We start from the raw sequence: 19,601 nt of genomic DNA on the forward strand, positions 1-19,601 counted from the left end.
CCATAAGGGCAAATTCTGTTCGGGAGGACCGGTTATTTTACCGGACCGCGGAGTGTACGCAATTCGATCAATCGGCTCAATGGCGCAGCAATGCCTTTAATAGCTCGCCATGGCGCAGCTGTTGTTGCCCGAGGCGCTGGCGCTGGGCTGTGATAATGCAACTTAGCTCCATCAGGGCCTGGTCGAAATTATCGTTAATCACCAGGTAATCTGCTTCGACATAATGTGTCATCTCATCGATGGCCTGGTCCATGCGCCGTTCTATAACAGCCTGGTCATCCTGGCCGCGCCCGGTGAGGCGCTGGCGCAATGCCTCCTGAGAGGGAGGCAGAATAAATATGCCCACCGTATCTGGAAGCAGACGCCGTACCTGGGCGGCCCCCTGCCAGTCGATCTCCAGGATCACATCGCGGCCACTGTTGAGAACTTCTTCAATACTGCCTTTGGCTGTGCCGTAGTAGTTGTCTCCATATACCTGGGCGTGCTCGAGGAAGGCATTTTCTTCGAGCATTGCCAGAAACTCTTTGCGCTCGATAAAGTGGTAGTCGACACCGTTGACCTCACCGGGGCGCATGGCACGGGTGGTATGGGAAATGGAGACGGTGACTTGGGTGTCGTTGTCCACCAGCGCCTTTACCAGACTGGTCTTCCCCGCACCCGAGGGTGCAGATACGGTATAGAGAGTTCCTGTAGGCACAACTGATCCTATTCGAAGGCAAAGCGTGCATTATAACCGAAGCGGTTAGATTCGCGCTGTCTCAAACGGCGGGGTATGCATGGGAGGCTAAACCCCGGCCGGAGTTGGGGGTATGTGTTGGGAGTTCCAGAAGTGCGCTACAGACTGCACCCCTGAGACCGGCCGGGATCGCCCAGCAGGAGTTTGCTCAATCACCACCAACATCATGCGACTGAGGTTGCCCCTTGTTGCTAATCGCTAACGACAGCGACTTTATCCTCTTTGTCAGTGATTGCCAACCACCACCACATCAGCGCGCTGACAGAAATATAGGCCATAAAAAGTGGGACAAATTGGGTATTTAGCAACGGTAATAGTGCAACCAGGAGCGCCAAGCGCAGGGGTTCCAGATATTTCACCCAGTGGTGGCCATCGAGAATGCGGCCGTTGATAACCAGGCTGAAAACCAGCAGGGCAACTACCGAGATTAGATAGGCAAAGTTCAGCGATTCGTAATACCAGAGTAAGGCCAGGGTTGCGGCGGAGTAACATAGGTGCTGGGCCAGCGCATACACTCGGCGGGCACGGCGAATAGGTGGGTCGTAGCGCTGAAAATGTGCCAGGTTGGTGGAGGGTACAGGCATAGCCGCCTCGGCGTCGGCGGGCCTGTAACCGGTGCGGCGGAACCAGAGGGTGAGCTTGTCCCACCAGCTCTTTGTATACCAGGCGTCCTTAGCCATGCGTTTCAGGTGCTGAAGGTTAGCTGCAAGAGGGTCGAAGGTGTTAAGCGCTTTGCGCACACCGTAAATACAGGGCTCATGCTCAAGCTCTTCTTGATAAGTGCCAAACAGCCGGTCCCACAGAATCAGGATGCCGCCGTAGTTTTTATCCACATAGACCTTGTTTTGCGCATGGTGCACACGATGATTGGAGGGGTTATAAACAGCCATTCCATCCAGCGGACTTTGGGAATCTTTTGCGTGTGTACCCAGAACTGATAAATTAGATCCAGTGCACCGGCAACGATCACCATTTCCGCCGGCAAGCCGATAAGCAATAGTGGTAGATAGAAAACCCAATCCAATTGCAGCCCGCCACTGGACTGGCGTAGGGCGGTACTCAGGTTGTAGTCCTCACTTTGATGATGCACCAGATGTTCGGCCCAAAACACATTGATTTCATGGCAGATGCGATGCTTCCAGTAATAACAGAAATCGTAGGCGATTACGGCGATTAGCAGGTGCCAGCCGTTACTGATGGACCAGTCGAAACCCATTGCTTGGTAGTAAGGTTGTAGTAGTTGGAACAGAGGGATATAGATAATCAGGAAAAGGCTTTTGTAAGTCAGTCCCAGGATTCTGCTAAGGATGCCGGTGCTGAGATTGCCCAGGGTGTCGTTAAGGCGGTAGACCCCCCAACCTCTCCAGCGGTCCAGGGCAAGCTCTGCCAGAATGGCGAACAGGAAAAAGGGGATAGCGTAGGTAATCAGACTCACGGCGACCTCTTATAGTTATTGCTCGATACCGTCTTACCTGACTTTGCCATAGGGGCTGTGCAGGGCAAATGTCCGCAGGAGCTGGATTCCGAAATCCGTCAGCGTTAGTTTGAGAAGGTTAGCTTCCAAGCACAGAATCTCCCTAGTTGGATGTCTGCGCCGGGACTGGGTCAAATAGCTTCCCTATCATCTGCTCTACTGCCGCGCGGTCCGAGGTGGCACGGAGGAAAGTGCGCAGCCCGATCATTTGAACCTGTAGCTGGCGGGCGAGTAGCTCTGAATTTGTATCCTGGGGCAGCTCTCCAGCGCTTACCGCCTCCTCCACATAGAGGCGAAACTTTTCACCATGTGCAGCCAGCAAGGAGCGGGCCTCGTCCAATAGCGTCTCCTCCCCTTCATCCAGCTCAGAGATGGCTTTGGCCAATAAGCAGAGCTCGTTTGGGGCATCAACGTCATCACCAAGCAGTATGTAGCGGAAATAGGCGCGCAAGCCGCCCAGAGTGCTTGTCTCTTCTGTCATACAGCGATGGAGTAATTCATCGCGGTTTTGCGCGTAATAGGCGAGAACTTCTTTGAAAAGACCAGATTTACTGCCAAAAGCTGCATAAATACTGCCAGGTCGAAGATTGGTGGCCTGCTGCAGGTCACGGGTCGATGTGGCGTGAAATCCATTTTGCCAGAAAAGCCTAGTCGCCTTCTGTAGTACTTCCCGACGATTGAATTTCGCGGTGTTCGCCATGCAGCCTCCAATTGAGCAATTGCTCAAATTTTACCCTTTCAAGGGGTGTACGCCAATTACCATTTAATATTGAACAGTCGCTCAATATTGGGTAGTCTGAGCCTCACTTGATCGATCGCTCAAGTATTTAACCCAAACAATGAAGGTAGGTTCAGCGATGAAAGAGTTTCAAATTTACGACCTTGAAAGCGCACCAGAAGACAGCAAACCCCTCCTACAGAAATCTCTCAAGGCATTTGGGTATATTCCTAACTTGCATGGGGTTATGGCGGAGTCTCCCCAGGCCCTTGCTGCTTACCAGGATTTACACCAGTATTTTCTGAATACTTCATTTACAGCTGAGGAAATGACAGTGGTGTGGCAAACCATCAATGTGGAGCACAACTGCCACTACTGTGTGCCGGCACACAGTGCCATTGCCAAGGCGATGAAGGTGGCAGACGAAGTAAATGAGGCTCTTAGAAATAAGACATCCCTGCCAACTGAAAAGCTAGAAGTACTCAGGGATACCACCCTGGCGATTGTCCGTGAGCGCGGTGTGATTTCAGATGAGGTATTGGAGCGCTTTTATGCGGCTGGTTACAATCGACAGAGCCTGCTCGAGATAATTGCCGGAGTTGCGCAGAAAGTGATGAGCAATTACATCAATCATTTTGCTGATACACCGGTGGATACTCAATTTGCTGCATTTGCTCGCTAGCTAAAACTGAATAGTTTGAGAGCAGAAAAGAAAAGGCCGGTAAATGCCGGCCTTTTCCAATAATGGTAAATTTAACTTGCCGCTTAGGGCACGGCTTCCGCCTCCAGGGTTGCACCAGTATAGGACCTGTAGCCGTATACGGTGATATCCCAGGTACCAGACTGCGGGTTATTGATGGTGCAGCTTTCGTTATTGCTCGACTCTCTAGAGGTGCATGCCCATTGTGAGGCATTGCTGTGTCCCACGTACAGGTCTGCATCACCCTCGCCACCGTACATTTGTACGTTCAGGGAAGAGGTACCAGCCGCCACTTCGATAGTGAAGTCCTGCCGACTGCGCCAGCCGCCGGAGAGGTTGGTCTCTGTCCAGCTCACCCCATCACCATTTCCGTTGCCATTGCCACCGCCATCATCGCCGCTGGCCATGGCTACAGCTGCCGCCGCATCGACAATACCGGTACCACAGCTGCTGCATGAGGACGGGAAGCTACGGGCAGTGCTGGTTAGGATTGATTCCACCTCGTCCGGGCTCAGGTTCGGGTTGACTGAGTAGAGCAGCGCGGCAGCACCGGCAACGTGAGGCGCGGCCATGCTGGTGCCTTGGCTGTAGAAATAGCTATCACTGCTTGGGTTTGTTGCACCGCTGTTGTGTGTGGACAGAATACCATTCGGGTCGTTGAGGAAGCTCTGTGCTCCACCCGGTGCGGCAACATCCACTACATTGCCGTAGTTGGAGTAGTAAGAGCGCCCGCCGTTACGGTTAGTTGCTGCAACCGTAATAACTCCATTACAGCTTGCCGGGCTGAACTGGCTGGCATTGGTATTGTCATTACCAGCGGCAACTACAACGGTGGCGCCCAGGCTGCGGGCGGTATTGATAGCATTTTGGGTTGTAGTATCACAACTACCGCCGCCACCAAGACTCAGGTTGAGTACTTGGGCTGGATTAGCATTAGTCGGCAGGCCACTGACGGAACCGCCTGCTCCCCAAATAATGCCGTCGGCAATATCAGAGGTATAACCACCACAGCGACCGAGTACACGAATCGGAACGACCTTGGCTTTATAGGCGACCCCGGCGATGCCCATATTGTTATTGGTGACCCCGGCAATAGTGCCGGCTACGTGAGTGCCGTGCCAGCTGCTGTCACTTTCTGAGGGGATACGTGGATCATCGCCACAGGCCTTATTGGTGTACCAGTCACCTGGATCAGTGGCATCGCTATCGCGGCCGTCTCCATCCACAGAGACAAAGGTATCAGAAATCATGTCATAGCCCGGCAGAATGTTGCCGACCAGATCGGGGTGTGGGCGATAACCGGTATCAAGTACGGCGACAACAGCTCCTTCACCCTGGGTTACATCCCAAGCTGAAGGCAGGTTCAGGCCGCCGGTGGTCTCAAAATAGTGCCATTGATTGAGATAGCTCGGGTCATTAGGTGTGGCCATAGCGCGCATAATACGGTCAGGCTCGGCATACTCCACATCCGGATCCTGCTTCAGGCGGCTGATAATGGCTTCCAGCTCAGCTTTATTTTTCCGCCCCTCAAGGCGCATTACTTGTGCACCGGTAGCCATACGGCGTAGGTGACGCATCTTGTGGCCGGCGCGACGAGAAGCCTTTTCCACAGTCTCTTGGGCCATAGTGGCAGCCCGACCGACCTTGGCGTTATTTTTATATTTTACGATGATGCGATCTGTCAGCAGAGTGTTGTCCGCCTCTTCTGCATGGGCAGCGAAGGGTGCCGCGCACAGTATTGAAAGTGAGCTCGCTAAAGCTGTCTTTTGAAAAAGAGTTTTCAATGATGATTTCATTATTGTTATTTCTCCGAGATTCTATTTGTCCGGATGCCAGTCAGTGTTCTGGCAGGCCGGCCACTCCTGTGTCACCTCGTATTGGCAAAATAAATTTGCCAAACGGGTTAGCCAAAAAACTGCCAATCACGTGATCAATTAGTCAGTTTCACTAAAATTGGTACCAGAGTTTCAATCGGGCACAGGTATATAACGATATCGAAATCATTATCCTCAGTGAAAACCCAATAAAACTTGTGGCTTTTTGCGACAAATTTATAAGTTTTGAAAAAAAAGTCAGGTATTGAGAAATTGTCTATTGAGGAAGTGTGCTGCAGTTCTCATTGAAAATGAGAGCGAAGAGAATATAAGAATTGTTATGAAAAAAATTAATACAATTTTCTGCTAGACAGGAAGTATCGTTATGTTTTTCGAAGTGGTTTTTTCTTTAGCTAGCTTGAATTCTTAGACCTTTCATCAGAGGCAAATTAGCCCTTGGATTCAACTAAGACGGTGATCCTATTTGATATCTTTAAGAATGAGACATTGCTCTCAGATTTTATTAATTCAGGGAAGGTTAAGTCTGTTTGGGCTCAGAAGGATGCTTTGAATGTTTGTGAAAGGTGCGCTTTAATTATTTATATTTTATTTTGAAAGGCTTTTATTTCTATCTCGGGTTTGATGTGTATAACCACTCTGAAGACTAACAGTCTCACGTAGTTGATGTCGCTTACCGGGCTATATTATAGCTGGGAGTGTGCGCCCAAAGCCTCGCCGCCAATATGCCAAAGATGAAGCCAAATAGGTGTGACTCCCAGGAAATATAATTTCCTTTAGGCAGCAGGCCAATAATCATTCCCCCATAAAAAATCCCTATAAAGATGGACACAATTAATCGACTAAACTGCCTGCTGATAAATCCAGCCATTAGCAAAAAACCGAAATAACCATAGATTATCGAACTTGCCCCCAGGTGGTTTCCGTCTCTTGCAAATAGCCAAACGGTAAGCCCGGTAGTAACTAAAATAGCGATTGTTATTTTCAGGTAGGTTTTAACTCCATATTGTAATACCAAAAAGCTAAATACGCACAGAGTTACTATGTTTGATAAAAAGTGCCACACACTTCCATGTAGCAGTGGAGCGGAAAAAATATGAGGTAGATGGCTGAGAGACCTTGGGACTAGGCCGAAATGATTTAGTGATCGCCCCGTAATTATATTGATAATTTCAATAGTGGCTAATACAAAAAAATTGCTCCAGCCCATTTAAAACTTTTACGCATAAATTTTAATTTTTAACGTGGGGAAGACTAAAAAGAATAGTTCTGTCGAAGGTGGGAGAATATAGAGCCTTCACTTTAGTTGTAAAAGCCCTATGGTTTTCCTACTCAATATTCTGTACTTGCTCACGCATCTGCTCGATTAATACTTTCAGTTCTACAGCTGCTTGAGTGGTGTCAGTCACAATGGACTTTGATGAAAGAGTGTTGGCTTCCCGGTTAAACTCCTGCATCAGGAAATCAAGGCGTCGGCCAATTGCGCCACCGCCGGCGAGCACGCGGCGGGTTTCTGCAGTATGGGCACTCAGACGGTCCAGCTCTTCATCAACATCGGCTTTTTGAGCCAGTAGCACTATCTCTTGCTCAAGACGCTCCTTATCCAGGTCCACAGAGAGTTCTTCCAGGCGGCTGCGTAGCTTTTCCCGTTGGGCTTCCAGTATTTGTGGGAGCAGTTCGCGAACATTAGCCACCTGCTCTTCAATTCCTTTGAGACGGGCTTCAATAAACTTTGCCAGCTCTGCGCCCTCGCGTTCGCGATTTGCGCGTAACTGCTGCAACGCCTCGTGAAATGCCTTCAGGATAGTTGCTGACTGCTGCTCGGTATCGGCTTCCGGCTCGCTGATCACTCCGGGCCACTGTAATAGCTGCAGAGGATTTAATGGCTGTATCTCTTCACCTGCAGCCACTTGTTTGGCGGCCTGAATTAATGCCTGTGCTAGGGGCTGGTTTATTTCGAGGCCGCTACTCTCCACACCGTTAGGTTTGATGGTCAGGGTGAGTTCAAGCTTTCCGCGGGACAGGGTTTTGCGTAGAGTGTCACGTAACTGGGCCTCTAAAGGACGTCCAACCTCTGGCAGACGAAAATGGGGCTCTAGGTAGCGATGATTAACCGAGCGCAGTTCCCAGATAGTGGTCCCTGTAGCGTAAGTGCCTTCGGCGCGGCCGAAAGCAGTCATGCTCCGCACTTTGTTTTGTTCCCGGTTATTGGCCATTGCTGATCCCCTGCAGGCGTATTTATCGGCCCGGCATCATAGCACAGCGTTCGGACAGGCATGCTGGGGTATATAATGCTGGGCTTTCATATAATTTTCTGAGGTGAGCTATGCAGCGTCCCAGCGGCCGCGCAGCGGCGCAATTGCGCCAGATTCAAATAACCCGTAACTACACCCGTCACGCTGAGGGCTCTGTTTTGGTAGAGTTCGGCGATACAAAAGTTTTGTGTAACGCATCGGTGTCGAGTGAAGTGCCGCGGTTTTTGCGTGGTCAAGGTAGTGGTTGGATTACCGCTGAGTATGGGATGCTGCCGCGTTCCACCGACTCGCGTATGCCGCGCGAAGCGGCCAAGGGCAAGCAGAGTGGCCGCACTGTTGAGATTCAGCGCTTGATAGGCCGCTCTTTACGCGCAGCGGTAGATTTGGAAAAGCTAGGTGAAAACCAGATCACCTTGGATTGCGATGTTATTCAGGCCGATGGCGGTACGCGAACGGCCGCTATTACTGGCGCCTGTGTGGCCTTGGTGGACGCCCTGCGCTATATGCAGCGAGAAAAAATCCTTACCGAGGATCCATTGCTCAACTTGGTCGCTGCGGTTTCTGTTGGTATCTATGATGGCGAGGCAGTACTCGACCTGGATTACCCGGAGGATAGTGCGGCTGATACCGATATGAATCTGGTGATGGCAGCAGATGGTGGCATGATTGAAGTTCAGGGTACAGCAGAGGGCAAGCCTTTCACTGAGAAGCAGTTCGCACAGCTGCTGGGGCTTGGCAAGGCAGGTATTGATGAACTGATTGCACTCCAACAGGAGGCGCTAAATCAGTAGCAACCGGTAACTGATGGCGAGTCCTGTATGTCGCCAACAAGTAAGCTGATCTATGAAGCCTGGACGAATCCAGGCTTCATAGCATTCACACTTCAATGTCGTAATCCATCATCACTGGAAGGTGACTGGAAAATTTAACGTTCTTGTTGATAGCCCCATATTCGATACGGTTTTTCAAGCCATGCGACACGATTTGCATGTCGGTGCGCCAGCCATCGCCCTCGCCCACGGCGCCGCTCGGCCACCAGGTAAATTCATCGGTGTCTTTGACTACGCGGCGGAAGGCATCGACATAGCCAATCTCATTGAACAGTTGGTCCAGCCAGCGCTGCTCGTGGCGCATAAACCCGGGGCTATCCTGGTGATCTTGCCAGTTCTGCACATCGGCCCGGCGGTGGGCCATGCCCCAGTTGCCACAGAAAATAAAATCGCGGCGTTTGCGGCTGATCTTATGCAAATGCGCCTGCATATCGTCGAAGAACTGGACCTTTTTCTCCAGTGATGCTTCATCCGTAGCCACTGGAGCAAGCAGGGAACCAACACTCAGGCGTTCGAAGTCTGCTTGCAAATAACGTCCGTACATATCTTCGCCATTGGCAAAGCCCATTCCAAAAATAATCGCCTTGGGCTGGTTGCGCGTATAGATCGCCACACCGTTTTCATGGGGTGTGCCCGAGTCGAAAAAATAGCTGTAATAGCCGTCGGGGTGGAATATGGGGTGGTCAAGCTCTGGCTCCAGGGAGCGCAGGTCCTGAAGGCAGATAATGTCTGCGTCCTGCTCAGCCAACCAATCGTAGAGACCGCGTTGTGCGGCCTGATGAATGCCGTCTACAGACAAGCTCACTATTCGCATTATTAGCCCCTTACCAGCGGACTGTGTATCATTAGAAACATTATTTGCATGCCTATCCCCGGGATTGCTTCGGGGAGGTCTCCCTTCACCTTAGCCAATAGTTAACAATTTTCCATGCAGCAATATCAGCGCGATTTTATCCAATTGGCCCTGGATCATCAGGTGTTGTGTTTTGGCGACTTCACCTTGAAATCAGGCCGTCAGAGCCCCTACTTCTTCAATGCCGGCCGATTCCACACCGGTGCCGCACTGGCAGCACTCGGACAGGCCTACGCCGAAGCGATTATCGCATCGGGAGTGGAGTTTGATGTCATTTTCGGACCGGCTTACAAGGGCATTCCGCTGGGTGCGGTGACTGCCGTGGCATTGGCCCAGAAAGGCATTGATAAACCTTTTTGCTACAACCGCAAAGAGGCCAAGGATCACGGCGAAGGCGGAACCTTAGTGGGTGCGCCGCTTAATGGCAAGGTTTTGATTATCGATGATGTGATTACTGCGGGCACCGCGGTGCGTGAAGTCATGCAGATTATCGAGTCTCATGGTGCTGAACCGGCGGGTGTAGTGATTGGTTTGAACCGTCAGGAAAAAGCCGGTGAGGATTGTGAATTCTCCGCTATTCAGAAAGTAGAGAGACAGTACAATATTCCAGTGATCAGCATTGTCCAGTTGGATAATGTGATCAGCTTTCTCGAGCAGGAATCGCAGGACGGCGAGACCCTGCAAAAAATTGTGGACTACCGGCAACGTTATGGGGTTTCAGGTCAATAAATAGGCCTTTTCCTGCAGCGGGCCGCACTGTTTAGTGAGAAGAGCGATGCCAATCGCCCCTATTGCACGTTTACTGGTTCCAGGCCTTTTACTGCTCTCCATCCTGGCAAATGCCGCAGGCGGAGCCAGGGGGCAGGTACTTTATCGCTACACTGATAATCAGGGCATTTTGGTGCTCAATGAGAGCGTGCCTCCTGAATATGTGGCTGGGGGCTATGAGATCCTCAGTCACTCCGGTCGAGTATTGGAGGTGGTGCCGCCGCAATTGAGCCCAGAGGAGTATGAGGTTCAACGTCAGCAGGAGGTTCAGAAAGAAGCTGATCGCAAACTGCTCAAGCGTTACAACAGTGTTGCCGATATTGAGAGTGCGCGTAAACGCAAGTTGGCAATTGTCGAGCAGGACATGGCGATTATGCGCTCGAATATCAATAGCCTCGGTCTACAGATAGCTCAGGAAGAAGCGAGCGCGGCACGTACCCAGCGCGGTGGTCGCGAGGTGGCCCCGGAACTGCTGCAGCGTATTGCCGACCTGCAAAAAGAGGTTTCAGTGTTGCGTGAGCGGCTCAGCCGGCGCGCTGATGAGGCCGTCTCTATCAATGATGAGTTTGATAAAGCTGCTGCGCGCTATGCTGAGCTTATGGCTAAACACTAAATGAAGCTGAATTCGCGAGGATAATTGCTCAGTGAGTTTTATCCTCAGGCTCCAACCGGCGTCATTTTTCTAAATTATTCCGTGGCTTGGCTGCAGCTATTTAGCGAGCTGCAGCCACTGTCTCACGGAAAAACCCCGAGGTTAAGACCGGCCATTGCTCAGCCCAGTATTCTGTAGGCTTGCGCTTGAAGCCGCTGCGTACGTATTGCACGATACGGCCTTCGGCACTGGCCAGTAACAGATTGGCGGCACCGCCCAGGGGCAGAGTTGGGCGGAGGTGTTCGCGAAGCTCTGCCTCGCGCAGAATTTGCCGGATCTGGGTCTCCAGGCGATCGAATAGCTGCAGGATACGCCCGTGTAATCGCTCAGTTTCGCCTGTCAGTGCATCGCCAGTGAGGAGGCGGGTTATACCCGGATTGCGCTCACAGAAAGCCAGAAGAAGGTGCAGAATTTTCTGGCAACGGTTCAGGGCTGAAGGCTCCTCCTGCAAAATCATTGCAATGCGTGTGAAAACTGTCTCCTCGATAAATTCGATAAGACCTTCAAACATTTTTGATTTACTTGGGAAATGGCGATAAAGCGCCGCTTCTGAGAAGCCGACTTCCTTGGCCAGGGCTGCAGTTGTAATACGTGCGCCGGGACTGGCTTCCAGCATATGTGCCAGAGCTTCCAGGATCTGTTGACGCCGATTGATTTTTTCGCTGCTCATTGACTGCCTTTAGTCCGCTTGGGGAGCGGACGGTGGTTTTTGCTCTTGTTGCCTTAATATTGCGGCGGCGGAATCCTACCGATTCGCTCGGCTGTCTTCAATTGCCAAGGACGATTGTGTGTCCGCTTTATGCGTCATTGTTGGTAATTAGGGTGCCAACGCCGGTATCTGTGAAGATTTCCAGCAATACCGCATGGGGTACCCTGCCATCGATAATATGTGCCGAGGTCACACCGGCTTTAACAGCATGCAATGCGCAGGCAATTTTGGGCAGCATGCCGCCGTGAATTGTACCGTCTGCAATTAAGCCTTCTACCTGCGGTGTACTCAAACCGGTCAGTACCTCTCCCTTTTTATCTTTAAGGCCCGATACGTTGGTGAGTAGCATCAGTTTTTCTGCTTTTAGACATTCGGCAATTTTACCGGCGACCAAGTCCGCATTGATATTGTATGAAATACCATCCTTGTCGACCCCAATTGGAGCGATTACCGGAATAAAATCGCTGTGAATCAACATATCAATAACATCGGTATTGACCTTTTCTACCTCGCCCACCTGGCCGATGTCGATAATCTCCGAGGCATGCAGGCCGGCACTCTCATTTTTCCTGGTGAGTTTGCGTGCCTTGATTAATAAGCCATCCTTACCGGTGACCCCCACAGCACGGCCGCCGTTATGGTTGATCAAGTTGACAATTTGTTTATTGACGGTGCCGCCTAACACCATTTCCACCACATCCATGGTTTCGCTGTCAGTGATGCGCATACCATCGACAAAACGGGATTCGATACTCAGTTTGTTCAGGAGCTGACCAATTTGCGGACCGCCGCCGTGTACCACCACGGGGTTCATACCAACCAGCTTCATCAGGATAATATCCCGGGCAAAGCTGTTCTGAAGCTCCCTGTCCACCATGGCATTTCCGCCAAACTTCACTACAACAGTCTTGCTGGTAAATTGCTGGATATAAGGCAATGCCTCATTCAGGACCTGGGCAACACGCAGTGCGGACTTTTTATCGAGGGACATGGAAATTCCTTTGGAGTAAGGCACGTTTGAGCGGAATTCTCCTGCCGCCCAATCTATGCCGAGAGTGCCGCGCAGGTACGCGGATATGTTGTGGATATAAACATACCGACCGCCGGTCGGCAGCGGCACTTATCTGTGCCGCAGTATATTCAGGTCAATTTATACTCGTCAGTCGAGAAGCTGCCAGTTAGGCACGGTAATAGTGGGATCGATTTTTTTGAGCTGATCCATAACCTGTTTGCGAATACGTTCTAGAGCCTCTTCATTTTCAGCTTCAAAACGAAGGGTTAAAACGCTAGTAGTATTGGAGGCCCGCACCAGTCCCCAGCCATCGTTGAACTCTATTCGCAAGCCATCGATAGTATTGACGTCCGCACCGGTAAAGCCCCCCTGCTCGCGTAACTTTTCAATCAGGGCAAATTTTTCCTGCTCCGCCACAGGTAACAGGATTTCTGGGGTACTTTGCATTTTGGGTAGGGTGTCCAGCAACTCGTCGAGGCTCTGTTCACGTAGTGCCATAATTTCCAGGATGCGCGCAGCCGCGTAAATACCATCATCAAAGCCAAACCAACGATCCTTGATGAAAATATGCCCGGATAATTCGCCACCAAGAATGGCTTTGGTTTCCAGCATTTTGGTTTTCATCGGGGCATGGCCTGTTTTCCACATTACCGGTCGGCCTCCATATTGGCTGACCAATTGCGCCAGGCTGCGACTGCTTTTCACATCAAAGACAATGCTTTCACCGGGGTGCCTGCCGAGAATATCCCTGGCTAACAACATAACCAGTTGGTCGGCCCAGGCGATACGTCCACTGCTGGATACCAGGGTAACCCGATCGCCGTCGCCATCGAGAGCCACGCCCAAGTCCGCTCCGGCCTCAGCGACTTTATCTATCAGAGCCTGGAGGTTTTCCGGGCGCGAAGGATCTGGCGGGTGGTTGGGGAAGTTCCCATCCACTTCGCAGAATATTGGTGTTACTGCACAGCCCAGTTGCTCGAACAGGCGCGGGGCCAGCAGGGAAGTAGCGCCGTTGCCCGCGTCCACTACTAGGTGAGGCTGCCCGGCGAGCGCTACATTGTTGAAGATCTCATCGATATACTTGTCTTTGATATCCTGCTCGCGGTTACTGCCTTCTCCATCCTTGAAAGGGCCCTTTTTCATTAGCTGGTAAAGCCCCTGGAGCTTCTCCTCGGCCAGAGGGCGGCCCTTGAGTATAATCTTGAATCCATTGTATTCGGCGGGGTTGTGGCTGGCGGTTACTATAACTCCACTGGTGGTGTTCTTGCCTTTTGCGCAAGCGTAATAGAGTAAAGGTGATGGGACCAAGCCCAGGTCAACACTGTTACAGCCGGTATCGAGAATACCTTCCATCAGACAATTACTGAGCAGTTCACTGCTATTTCGGCCATCGCGTCCCACAAGCAGGATATGCTCCCCTGCGTGTAGGGCTAGGGTACCGAGAGCGCGCCCAAGCTGGTATGCGAAAGGCTCGTTGATCTCATCGCCGGCAATACCGCGAATGTCGTATGCGCGAAATACGTGCGCGGGAAACTCGGTGCCCAGAGAGGAGTGCGGCTTGTTCACTTCTTTAGGGGTATTTTCTGCATGGCTTTGCTCGGTGGCCTGTGGAGCGATACTGGGGGCCGCGGCCAGGCTCTGAGGCAGGGAACCATCCTGCTGTGGGGCCTCACCCTCTATTTCTCCAAGTTTACTCGTCCTCTCGCTGTCTTTTGTGTTTCTTTGGCTGCGTTCCCAGGGAGCGCGAGTGTCTTGTGGAAGAAAGCGTATCAATAGCAGCAGTGTAACCAGCAGGCCGGCACCGGCACCGAGATAAATCCAAAGCGTCGACAGGCTGTATTGTTCGGTGAATGTAGTGGAAGGGCTAAATTTCACATGCAGATAACTTCCCTGAATATCCACAGTGGAGGTATAGCTCCCACCCTGCCCGCTGCTCCATAGAGTTTGTGCAGCCCCATCGGGAAATTTCTGGGTGAGCTGAATTTGTCCCTGACCCTTATCAAGGTCATCCAGAGTGCTTTCTATTACGGTAAAGGGTTGGCTTACCAGCAGTTGCTCGCTACTTAGGTTGATGACGTTGTGTAATTGCCAGCTGTTATCGGAGCCTGTGCGCAGTATTTCCAGGGGTTGCTGTGTGTCCAATCGGGTTCGTTTGAGCAGATCTACCAGGGCGAAATTGAGACTCGGGTCTGAGCCGGCTCCGACCTGAATCTGCGCGCTGCTAAATACCTGTACCCTTGATTGCTCTGGCAGTTCGGCAGTATTGAGAAGAGTGGCAGCCGGCGTCTGTAACGCACTGATTTTTTGCAGGCGCCGAGAACGCTCGATCAGTTGCTGTTGAATTACCTGAGCTAATGTTTCTCCCTGTTTTTCAGCCGCCTTGGCCACCTGGGAACGGTTATGGGGTTTGACCAGATGTTCAATGATTAAATAGGCTCCACAGAGCCAGGCTACTGCGGCCAGTAGGGAAGGTAGTAGTAGTCCTTTGTGCAATGCTGAATTGCGTTGACTGTTGTTCTTGGAAACCACAGATATTCCTGTCCGAGATTTTTTACTGTTGTGCCTTGGTGGCAATTATTTCTATAAGCTGCCTGGCCAGATCGGTCTTCAAGGCTGGCGGTAGAGTATCGCTGCCATTTCGATCTATCACTGTGACCGCGTTGTGGTCGCTGTTAAAACCGCTATCTGCGCGGCTTACATCATTGGCAATTATCATATCTAGATTTTTTCGCTGCAGCTTACTCCGTGCATACTGCTCCACCTGTTGGGTCTCTGCGGCAAAGCCAACCGTAAATGGGCGTCGTTCCACGCGTGCAGCGATACCGGCAACGATATCGGGGTTTTTAATCAGGGCAATAGAGCTTTCATCATGGTCTTCCTGCTTCTTGATTTTTTGCTCGGCGGCGGCGGCTGGACGAAAATCTGCAACAGCGGCAGCGCTGATAAAGATGTCACAGAGGTCGGCTGCGCGCTCGGCAGCAGCGCGCATTTCTCGTGCGTCGACAACGTCGACGCGCTTAACATGGGCCGGAGTGGCCAAGTTTACCGGCCCGGCAATCAATGTCACCTGGGCGCCGGCCCGTTGAGCGGCCTTGGCTAGTGCGAACCCCATTTTGCCGGAACTGTGGTTGCTCAGATAGCGTACCGGGTCCAGTGCTTCGCGGGTTGGACCAGCGGTGATGACTACGTTTTTGCCTTGCAGGCAGTCGCTACTGCCAAACATAGTTTCCGCCTGTAGTACTAACTCTGCGGGCTCGAGCATGCGCCCCGGCCCTATATCTCCACAGGCTTGACTGCCGGCCGCTGGACCCCATAAGTGAACTCCGCGGTCGCGCAGAGTTTTTGCATTGGCTGTTGTAGCGGGGTGGCGCCACATGGCCTGATTCATCGCGGGTGCTAGCGCCAGGGGTGCCTCACTGGCCAGGCACAGGGTGTTGAGCAGATCATCGGCCATGCCGCAGGTGAGTTTCGCCATCACCTGGGCGCTTGCGGGTGCAATCAGGATTAGCTCGGCCCACTTGGCCAGCTCAATATGCCCCATGGCTGCTTCAGCGGCAGGGTCCAACAGGTCAGAGTGAACAGGGTTGCTAGACAGAGCCTGGAAAGTCAGGGGCTGCACAAATTTTTGGGCTCCGGCAGTCATAACCACCCTTACCTCGGCACCGCGATCTTTCAGACGGCGTACCAGGTCGGCGCTTTTGTATGCGGCGATACCGCCACTGATACCCAAAAGAATGCGTTTATTGGTAAGGGGGGACATAGATACAGTTTCCGAATATATGCGAGCGGGTTAGATTAGCATTTCTGCGTCCGTACTTATAAGGCGGAGAATAGACACGAAAATCGCGTTTGGGGTGAGTTGGTGAGAGGGTTCACAGAAAAAGGCTGCCAGGAAAGGCTGGGAAGTGGATATGAAAATCAAGGATTGGCCGGAGGCTGAAAGGCCTCGGGAGAAGTTGTTGGCGCGAGGTGCCGCAGCGTTGTCGGACGCGGAGTTGTTGGCCATATTCCTGCGTGTGGGTTTGCCAGGGGTTTCGGCGGTGGATTTGGCACGCAGTCTACTGACTGAGTTTGGCGGTCTACGAGCGCTGCTAGAAGTGGATAGGGACCAGTTTTGTCGCGCGCGCGGATTGGGGGATGCCAAGTTTGTCCTGCTGCAAGCGGCGTTGGAAATGGCAAAGCGCCATTTGGCGGAGACTGTGAGCCAGGGGAGCGCACTGTGCAGCCCGGCTGCAGTGCGAGACTATTTAGCGATGCAGCTGCGCCACCGCCGACGGGAAGTATTCTGCTGCCTGTACCTGGATACCCAGCATCGTGTGATTGCTTTTGAGGAGCTGTTTGAGGGAACGCTCAATGCTGCCAGTGTCTATCCCCGTGAGGTGGTACAGACGGCTCTGCATCGCAATGCGGCAGCGCTAATCCTGGCGCATAATCACCCCTCTGGCATCTGTGAGCCCAGCCAAGCGGACATATGGATCACTGAGCGCTTGGTACAGGCCTTGGAGCTGGTCGATATTAAAGTTCTAGATCACTTAATCGTTGGCGAGGACAAGGCTTTATCCTTTGCCGAGCAGGGGCTTCTGTAAAGATGCCGTGATCGGCGCAGAACTGCTGTACAAAACTTGCTCCCTACGGGCTCTTTTGGTATAAAACGCCGCTCTTTGCGGCCGGGCCAGATTCTGCACAGGTTCCGCCGCCATCCAGGAACCGGATTAGAATCCCGATTTTTATGTTCCCGCACTACCTTTTCCTCTTCAGGATTGGCGCTATGCGGGCACAAGCGTTTTGAAGAGGCCAACAGATGTCCAAGGTATGTCAGGTAACCGGTAAGCGTCCGGTCACCGGAAACAATGTATCCCACGCTAAGAACCGCACCAAGCGTCGCTTCGTGCCAAATCTGCACAGTCACCGTTTCTGGGTTGAGTCCGAGAAGCGCTTCGTGAAACTGCGTGTTTCCGCAAAAGGCATGCGCGTTATCGATAAGAAAGGTATCGACGCTGTCCTGACTGAGCTGCGCGCCCGCGGCGAAAAAGTGTAACAGCTGTAACCCAGCTAATAGATTGGAGATAGAGCAATGCGTGAGAAGATTCGTCTGAATTCCAGCGCCGGTACTGGCCACTTCTACACCACTACCAAGAACAAGCGCAACATGCCCGAGAAGATGGAGATCAAAAAGTACGATCCCGTTGTACGTAAGCATGTGATGTACAAGGAAGGTAAAATTAAGTAATTGCCTACCGCTACTGTACAGAAAGCCCGGTTTTAACCGGGCTTTTTTGTGCGTTGTGGAAATTGAGCAGCCAGTTTAGACAGGGTATTCCAGACGATGCCAGAGCTCCCGGAAGTAGAAACCACTCTCAGAGGTCTGAAACCTCACTTGGAAGGGCACAAAATTCGCTCCGCAAAGGTGCGTCAGCACCAATTGCGCTGGACTGTGGACGCAGACTTTGAACGTCGTATTCGAAATGCCCGAATACTGAAGCTGGAGCGCCGGGCTAAGTACCTACTGGTGCATACTGACAAAGGCTGCGCTATCTGGCACTTGGGTATGTCTGGCAGTCTGCGTATGGTTGAGCCTGCACTGGCACCGGAAAAGCATGATCATATCGATTGGCGCCTGGATAGCGGTCTCACACTGCGTTACCGCGACCCGCGCCGTTTTGGTGCATTGCTGTGGACGGCGGCGGACCCACTGACTCATGATTTGCTCAGCCACCTGGGTCCCGAGCCTCTCTCAGAAGAATTTTGTGGTGACTATTTGTTTGAAGCTTCGCGAAAGCGTAAGCAGTCGGTTAAAACCTTCATTATGGATGGCCGTATCGTTGTGGGGGTGGGCAATATTTACGCTAGTGAATCCCTATACCTAGCGGGGGTTCGCCCCGACCGACAGGCCGGTTCCATCTCCAAAGCCCGATACCAGCGCATGGCCAAATCCATAAAGCAGGTTCTGAGTCAGGCAATCGCCCAGGGCGGAACGACCTTGCGGGATTTCATTGGAGGCGATGGAAAGCCGGGCTATTTCGCCCAGCAGCTCAATGTTTATGGCCGTGCAGGTGAGCCTTGTCCCTCGTGTGGACGAGCGGTGCGGGACATGGTTTTGGGCCAGAGAAACACTTTCTTCTGTTCCAGCTGCCAGCGTTAATTTGCAGTAAATCTGGGGAACTGTCTACGGCAATACTAATATCAAGCTATCGCCGTCTACGGAGATAGTCCGTGGTAATGTTATTGCCATTTATCACCACCTTACTGTCAGCATGGTACATCTGGAGTGGACACCCGCGGGCGGCAATTGGCTGGTGGCTCGTGACCTTGGCAATTTATCTTGCCTGGTTCGCATATCATTGGACTACTAAGCTACACCTTTCCTTCTAAGAATAGGCCTCAAAGGGGCTCGCCATGGTGTATACGGTGCGAAGGTTCGACGCCCTGCTTCTGTTACTGATTACAGTGGCATTGTGGTTTGCTTTCCTCGTGGAGCTGTTTTTCCATCAGCCACCCTGCCCTCTATGCTTACTGCAGAGGGTGGCTTTTACTATGGTGGGTATTGGACTGCTGATGAACCTGCGCTTTGGTGTGCGACCTGTACATTATGGAATGGTCATACTATCAGGGCTTGCCGGTTTAGCTGTGGCTGGGCGACAAGTGCTACTGCATATCCTTCCTGGCAACCCTGGCTTTGGTGAAGCTTTCTTTGGCCTGCACCTTTATACCTGGTCAGCTGTTGCCTTTTTCGGGCTTCTAGCTTATTCAGGGGTTGCCATGATGCTAGGATTTTCCCAGCGCAATTTTGCGCCACGTCGTTTCAGTTTTGTGGAAAAATCTGTTGCCACTGCTTTTTTTACCATCGTCATGGTTAATCTGATAGGCGTTTTTCTTGAGTGCGGCCTGGGGCCCTGTACCAGTGGCTCTTTTGGCTATCACTGGTTGTGGACTTAAGCTTGCTCATAAAAGCTTCTCCTTTTCTACAATTACGACAGTGCCATGGGTTATATGTGCTGGACTGGCTGTTACATTTACCTATAAAAGACAGTTGCATATATTTCAAAAAAATATTTTCGAGCC

Annotated in this window: 22 protein-coding genes; 10 read left to right on the top strand and 12 right to left on the bottom strand. The window is 51.9% G+C overall.

The window, feature by feature from the left end; genetic code table 11:
• Positions 1-76: 76 nt before the first annotated feature.
• From gmk to P3339_RS00330, 4 genes are all read right to left on the bottom strand, one after another.
• Positions 77-697, bottom strand: coding sequence for a guanylate kinase (gene gmk, locus P3339_RS00315; RefSeq protein WP_020413966.1), 621 nt, complete (start codon positions 695-697; stop codon positions 77-79).
• A 230-nt stretch (positions 698-927) separates the two neighbouring features.
• Positions 928-1,626 (bottom strand): sterol desaturase family protein, encoded by a 699-nt coding sequence (locus P3339_RS00320; RefSeq protein ID WP_282952082.1) that lies wholly within the window; start codon positions 1,624-1,626, stop codon positions 928-930.
• On the bottom strand, positions 1,542-2,171 hold the full coding sequence (locus P3339_RS00325; RefSeq protein ID WP_282952083.1) for a sterol desaturase family protein: 630 nt from the start codon (positions 2,169-2,171) through the stop codon (positions 1,542-1,544). Before P3339_RS00325 ends, P3339_RS00320 begins: the two co-directional genes overlap by 85 nt.
• Positions 2,172-2,313: 142 nt before the next feature.
• Complete coding sequence (locus tag P3339_RS00330) at positions 2,314-2,910, bottom strand: TetR/AcrR family transcriptional regulator (protein WP_282952084.1); 597 nt, start codon at positions 2,908-2,910, stop codon at positions 2,314-2,316.
• A gap of 157 nt (positions 2,911-3,067) precedes the next feature.
• On the opposite strand from P3339_RS00330, the gene P3339_RS00335 reads away from it, so the two are divergent.
• Positions 3,068-3,610 carry a carboxymuconolactone decarboxylase family protein gene (locus P3339_RS00335; protein WP_020413969.1) on the top strand — a complete coding sequence of 181 codons (543 nt, stop codon included), beginning with the start codon at positions 3,068-3,070 and terminating at the stop codon, positions 3,608-3,610.
• An 83-nt stretch (positions 3,611-3,693) separates the two neighbouring features.
• On the opposite strand, the gene P3339_RS00340 is transcribed toward P3339_RS00335, so the two are convergent.
• From P3339_RS00340 to P3339_RS00345, 3 genes are all read right to left on the bottom strand, one after another.
• On the bottom strand, positions 3,694-5,424 hold the full coding sequence (locus tag P3339_RS00340; RefSeq protein WP_282952085.1) for a S8 family peptidase: 1,731 nt from the start codon (positions 5,422-5,424) through the stop codon (positions 3,694-3,696).
• Positions 5,425-6,133: 709 nt separating this feature from the next.
• On the bottom strand, positions 6,134-6,670 hold the full coding sequence (locus tag P3339_RS23230; protein ID WP_353056867.1) for a rhomboid family intramembrane serine protease: 537 nt from the start codon (positions 6,668-6,670) through the stop codon (positions 6,134-6,136).
• 118 nt (positions 6,671-6,788) lie between these two features.
• Positions 6,789-7,676: a YicC/YloC family endoribonuclease gene (locus P3339_RS00345; RefSeq protein WP_020413972.1), complete on the bottom strand. Its 888-nt coding sequence runs from the start codon at positions 7,674-7,676 to the stop codon at positions 6,789-6,791.
• A 110-nt stretch (positions 7,677-7,786) separates the two neighbouring features.
• On the opposite strand from P3339_RS00345, the gene rph reads away from it, so the two are divergent.
• Positions 7,787-8,506 (top strand): ribonuclease PH, encoded by a 720-nt coding sequence (gene rph / locus P3339_RS00350; RefSeq protein ID WP_282952086.1) that lies wholly within the window; start codon positions 7,787-7,789, stop codon positions 8,504-8,506.
• 85 nt (positions 8,507-8,591) lie between these two features.
• Here rph and P3339_RS00355 read toward each other — a convergent pair whose 3' ends face one another.
• Positions 8,592-9,359, bottom strand: a complete 768-nt coding sequence (locus tag P3339_RS00355) for an exodeoxyribonuclease III (RefSeq protein WP_282952087.1) — start codon at positions 9,357-9,359, stop codon at positions 8,592-8,594.
• A 114-nt stretch (positions 9,360-9,473) separates the two neighbouring features.
• On the opposite strand from P3339_RS00355, the gene pyrE reads away from it, so the two are divergent.
• Both pyrE and P3339_RS00365 read left to right on the top strand, forming a co-directional pair.
• Positions 9,474-10,127: an orotate phosphoribosyltransferase gene (gene pyrE, locus P3339_RS00360; RefSeq protein ID WP_020413975.1), complete on the top strand. Its 654-nt coding sequence runs from the start codon at positions 9,474-9,476 to the stop codon at positions 10,125-10,127.
• Positions 10,128-10,173: 46 nt separating this feature from the next.
• Positions 10,174-10,779: a hypothetical protein gene (locus P3339_RS00365; protein WP_020413976.1), complete on the top strand. Its 606-nt coding sequence runs from the start codon at positions 10,174-10,176 to the stop codon at positions 10,777-10,779.
• Between the two features lie 100 nt (positions 10,780-10,879).
• On the opposite strand, the gene slmA is transcribed toward P3339_RS00365, so the two are convergent.
• The 4 genes from slmA to coaBC form a co-directional block, all read right to left on the bottom strand.
• Positions 10,880-11,488, bottom strand: coding sequence for a nucleoid occlusion factor SlmA (slmA, locus tag P3339_RS00370; RefSeq protein WP_020413977.1), 609 nt, complete (start codon positions 11,486-11,488; stop codon positions 10,880-10,882).
• Positions 11,489-11,615: 127 nt separating this feature from the next.
• Entirely contained in the window at positions 11,616-12,518 is a 903-nt protein-coding gene (gene argB, locus P3339_RS00375) for an acetylglutamate kinase (RefSeq protein ID WP_282953646.1), read from the bottom strand.
• A 168-nt stretch (positions 12,519-12,686) separates the two neighbouring features.
• Positions 12,687-15,068, bottom strand: coding sequence for a phosphomannomutase/phosphoglucomutase (locus tag P3339_RS00380; RefSeq protein ID WP_282952088.1), 2,382 nt, complete (start codon positions 15,066-15,068; stop codon positions 12,687-12,689).
• Between the two features lie 22 nt (positions 15,069-15,090).
• A complete protein-coding gene (gene coaBC, locus P3339_RS00385) occupies positions 15,091-16,299 on the bottom strand; it encodes a bifunctional phosphopantothenoylcysteine decarboxylase/phosphopantothenate--cysteine ligase CoaBC (protein WP_282952089.1) in 1,209 nt (402 codons plus the stop codon).
• A 151-nt stretch (positions 16,300-16,450) separates the two neighbouring features.
• Between coaBC and radC the strand changes: the two genes are divergently transcribed.
• From radC to P3339_RS00415, 6 genes are all read left to right on the top strand, one after another.
• Complete coding sequence (gene radC / locus P3339_RS00390) at positions 16,451-17,125, top strand: RadC family protein (protein WP_282952090.1); 675 nt, start codon at positions 16,451-16,453, stop codon at positions 17,123-17,125.
• Positions 17,126-17,340: 215 nt separating this feature from the next.
• Positions 17,341-17,577, top strand: coding sequence for a 50S ribosomal protein L28 (gene rpmB, locus P3339_RS00395; protein WP_020413982.1), 237 nt, complete (start codon positions 17,341-17,343; stop codon positions 17,575-17,577).
• 36 nt (positions 17,578-17,613) lie between these two features.
• Positions 17,614-17,769: a 50S ribosomal protein L33 gene (rpmG, locus tag P3339_RS00400; RefSeq protein WP_020413983.1), complete on the top strand. Its 156-nt coding sequence runs from the start codon at positions 17,614-17,616 to the stop codon at positions 17,767-17,769.
• Positions 17,770-17,865: 96 nt separating this feature from the next.
• Entirely contained in the window at positions 17,866-18,681 is an 816-nt protein-coding gene (mutM, locus tag P3339_RS00405; protein ID WP_020413984.1) for a bifunctional DNA-formamidopyrimidine glycosylase/DNA-(apurinic or apyrimidinic site) lyase, read from the top strand.
• Positions 18,682-18,758: 77 nt separating this feature from the next.
• On the top strand, positions 18,759-18,911 hold the full coding sequence (locus P3339_RS00410; RefSeq protein ID WP_282953647.1) for a DUF5993 family protein: 153 nt from the start codon (positions 18,759-18,761) through the stop codon (positions 18,909-18,911).
• Positions 18,912-18,935: 24 nt separating this feature from the next.
• Positions 18,936-19,475 carry a disulfide bond formation protein B gene (locus tag P3339_RS00415; RefSeq protein WP_282952091.1) on the top strand — a complete coding sequence of 180 codons (540 nt, stop codon included), beginning with the start codon at positions 18,936-18,938 and terminating at the stop codon, positions 19,473-19,475.
• Positions 19,476-19,601 lie beyond the last annotated feature (126 nt).

This window comes from Microbulbifer sp. MLAF003, assembly GCF_030012965.1.
Lineage (GTDB): Bacteria > Pseudomonadota > Gammaproteobacteria > Pseudomonadales > Cellvibrionaceae > Microbulbifer > Microbulbifer variabilis.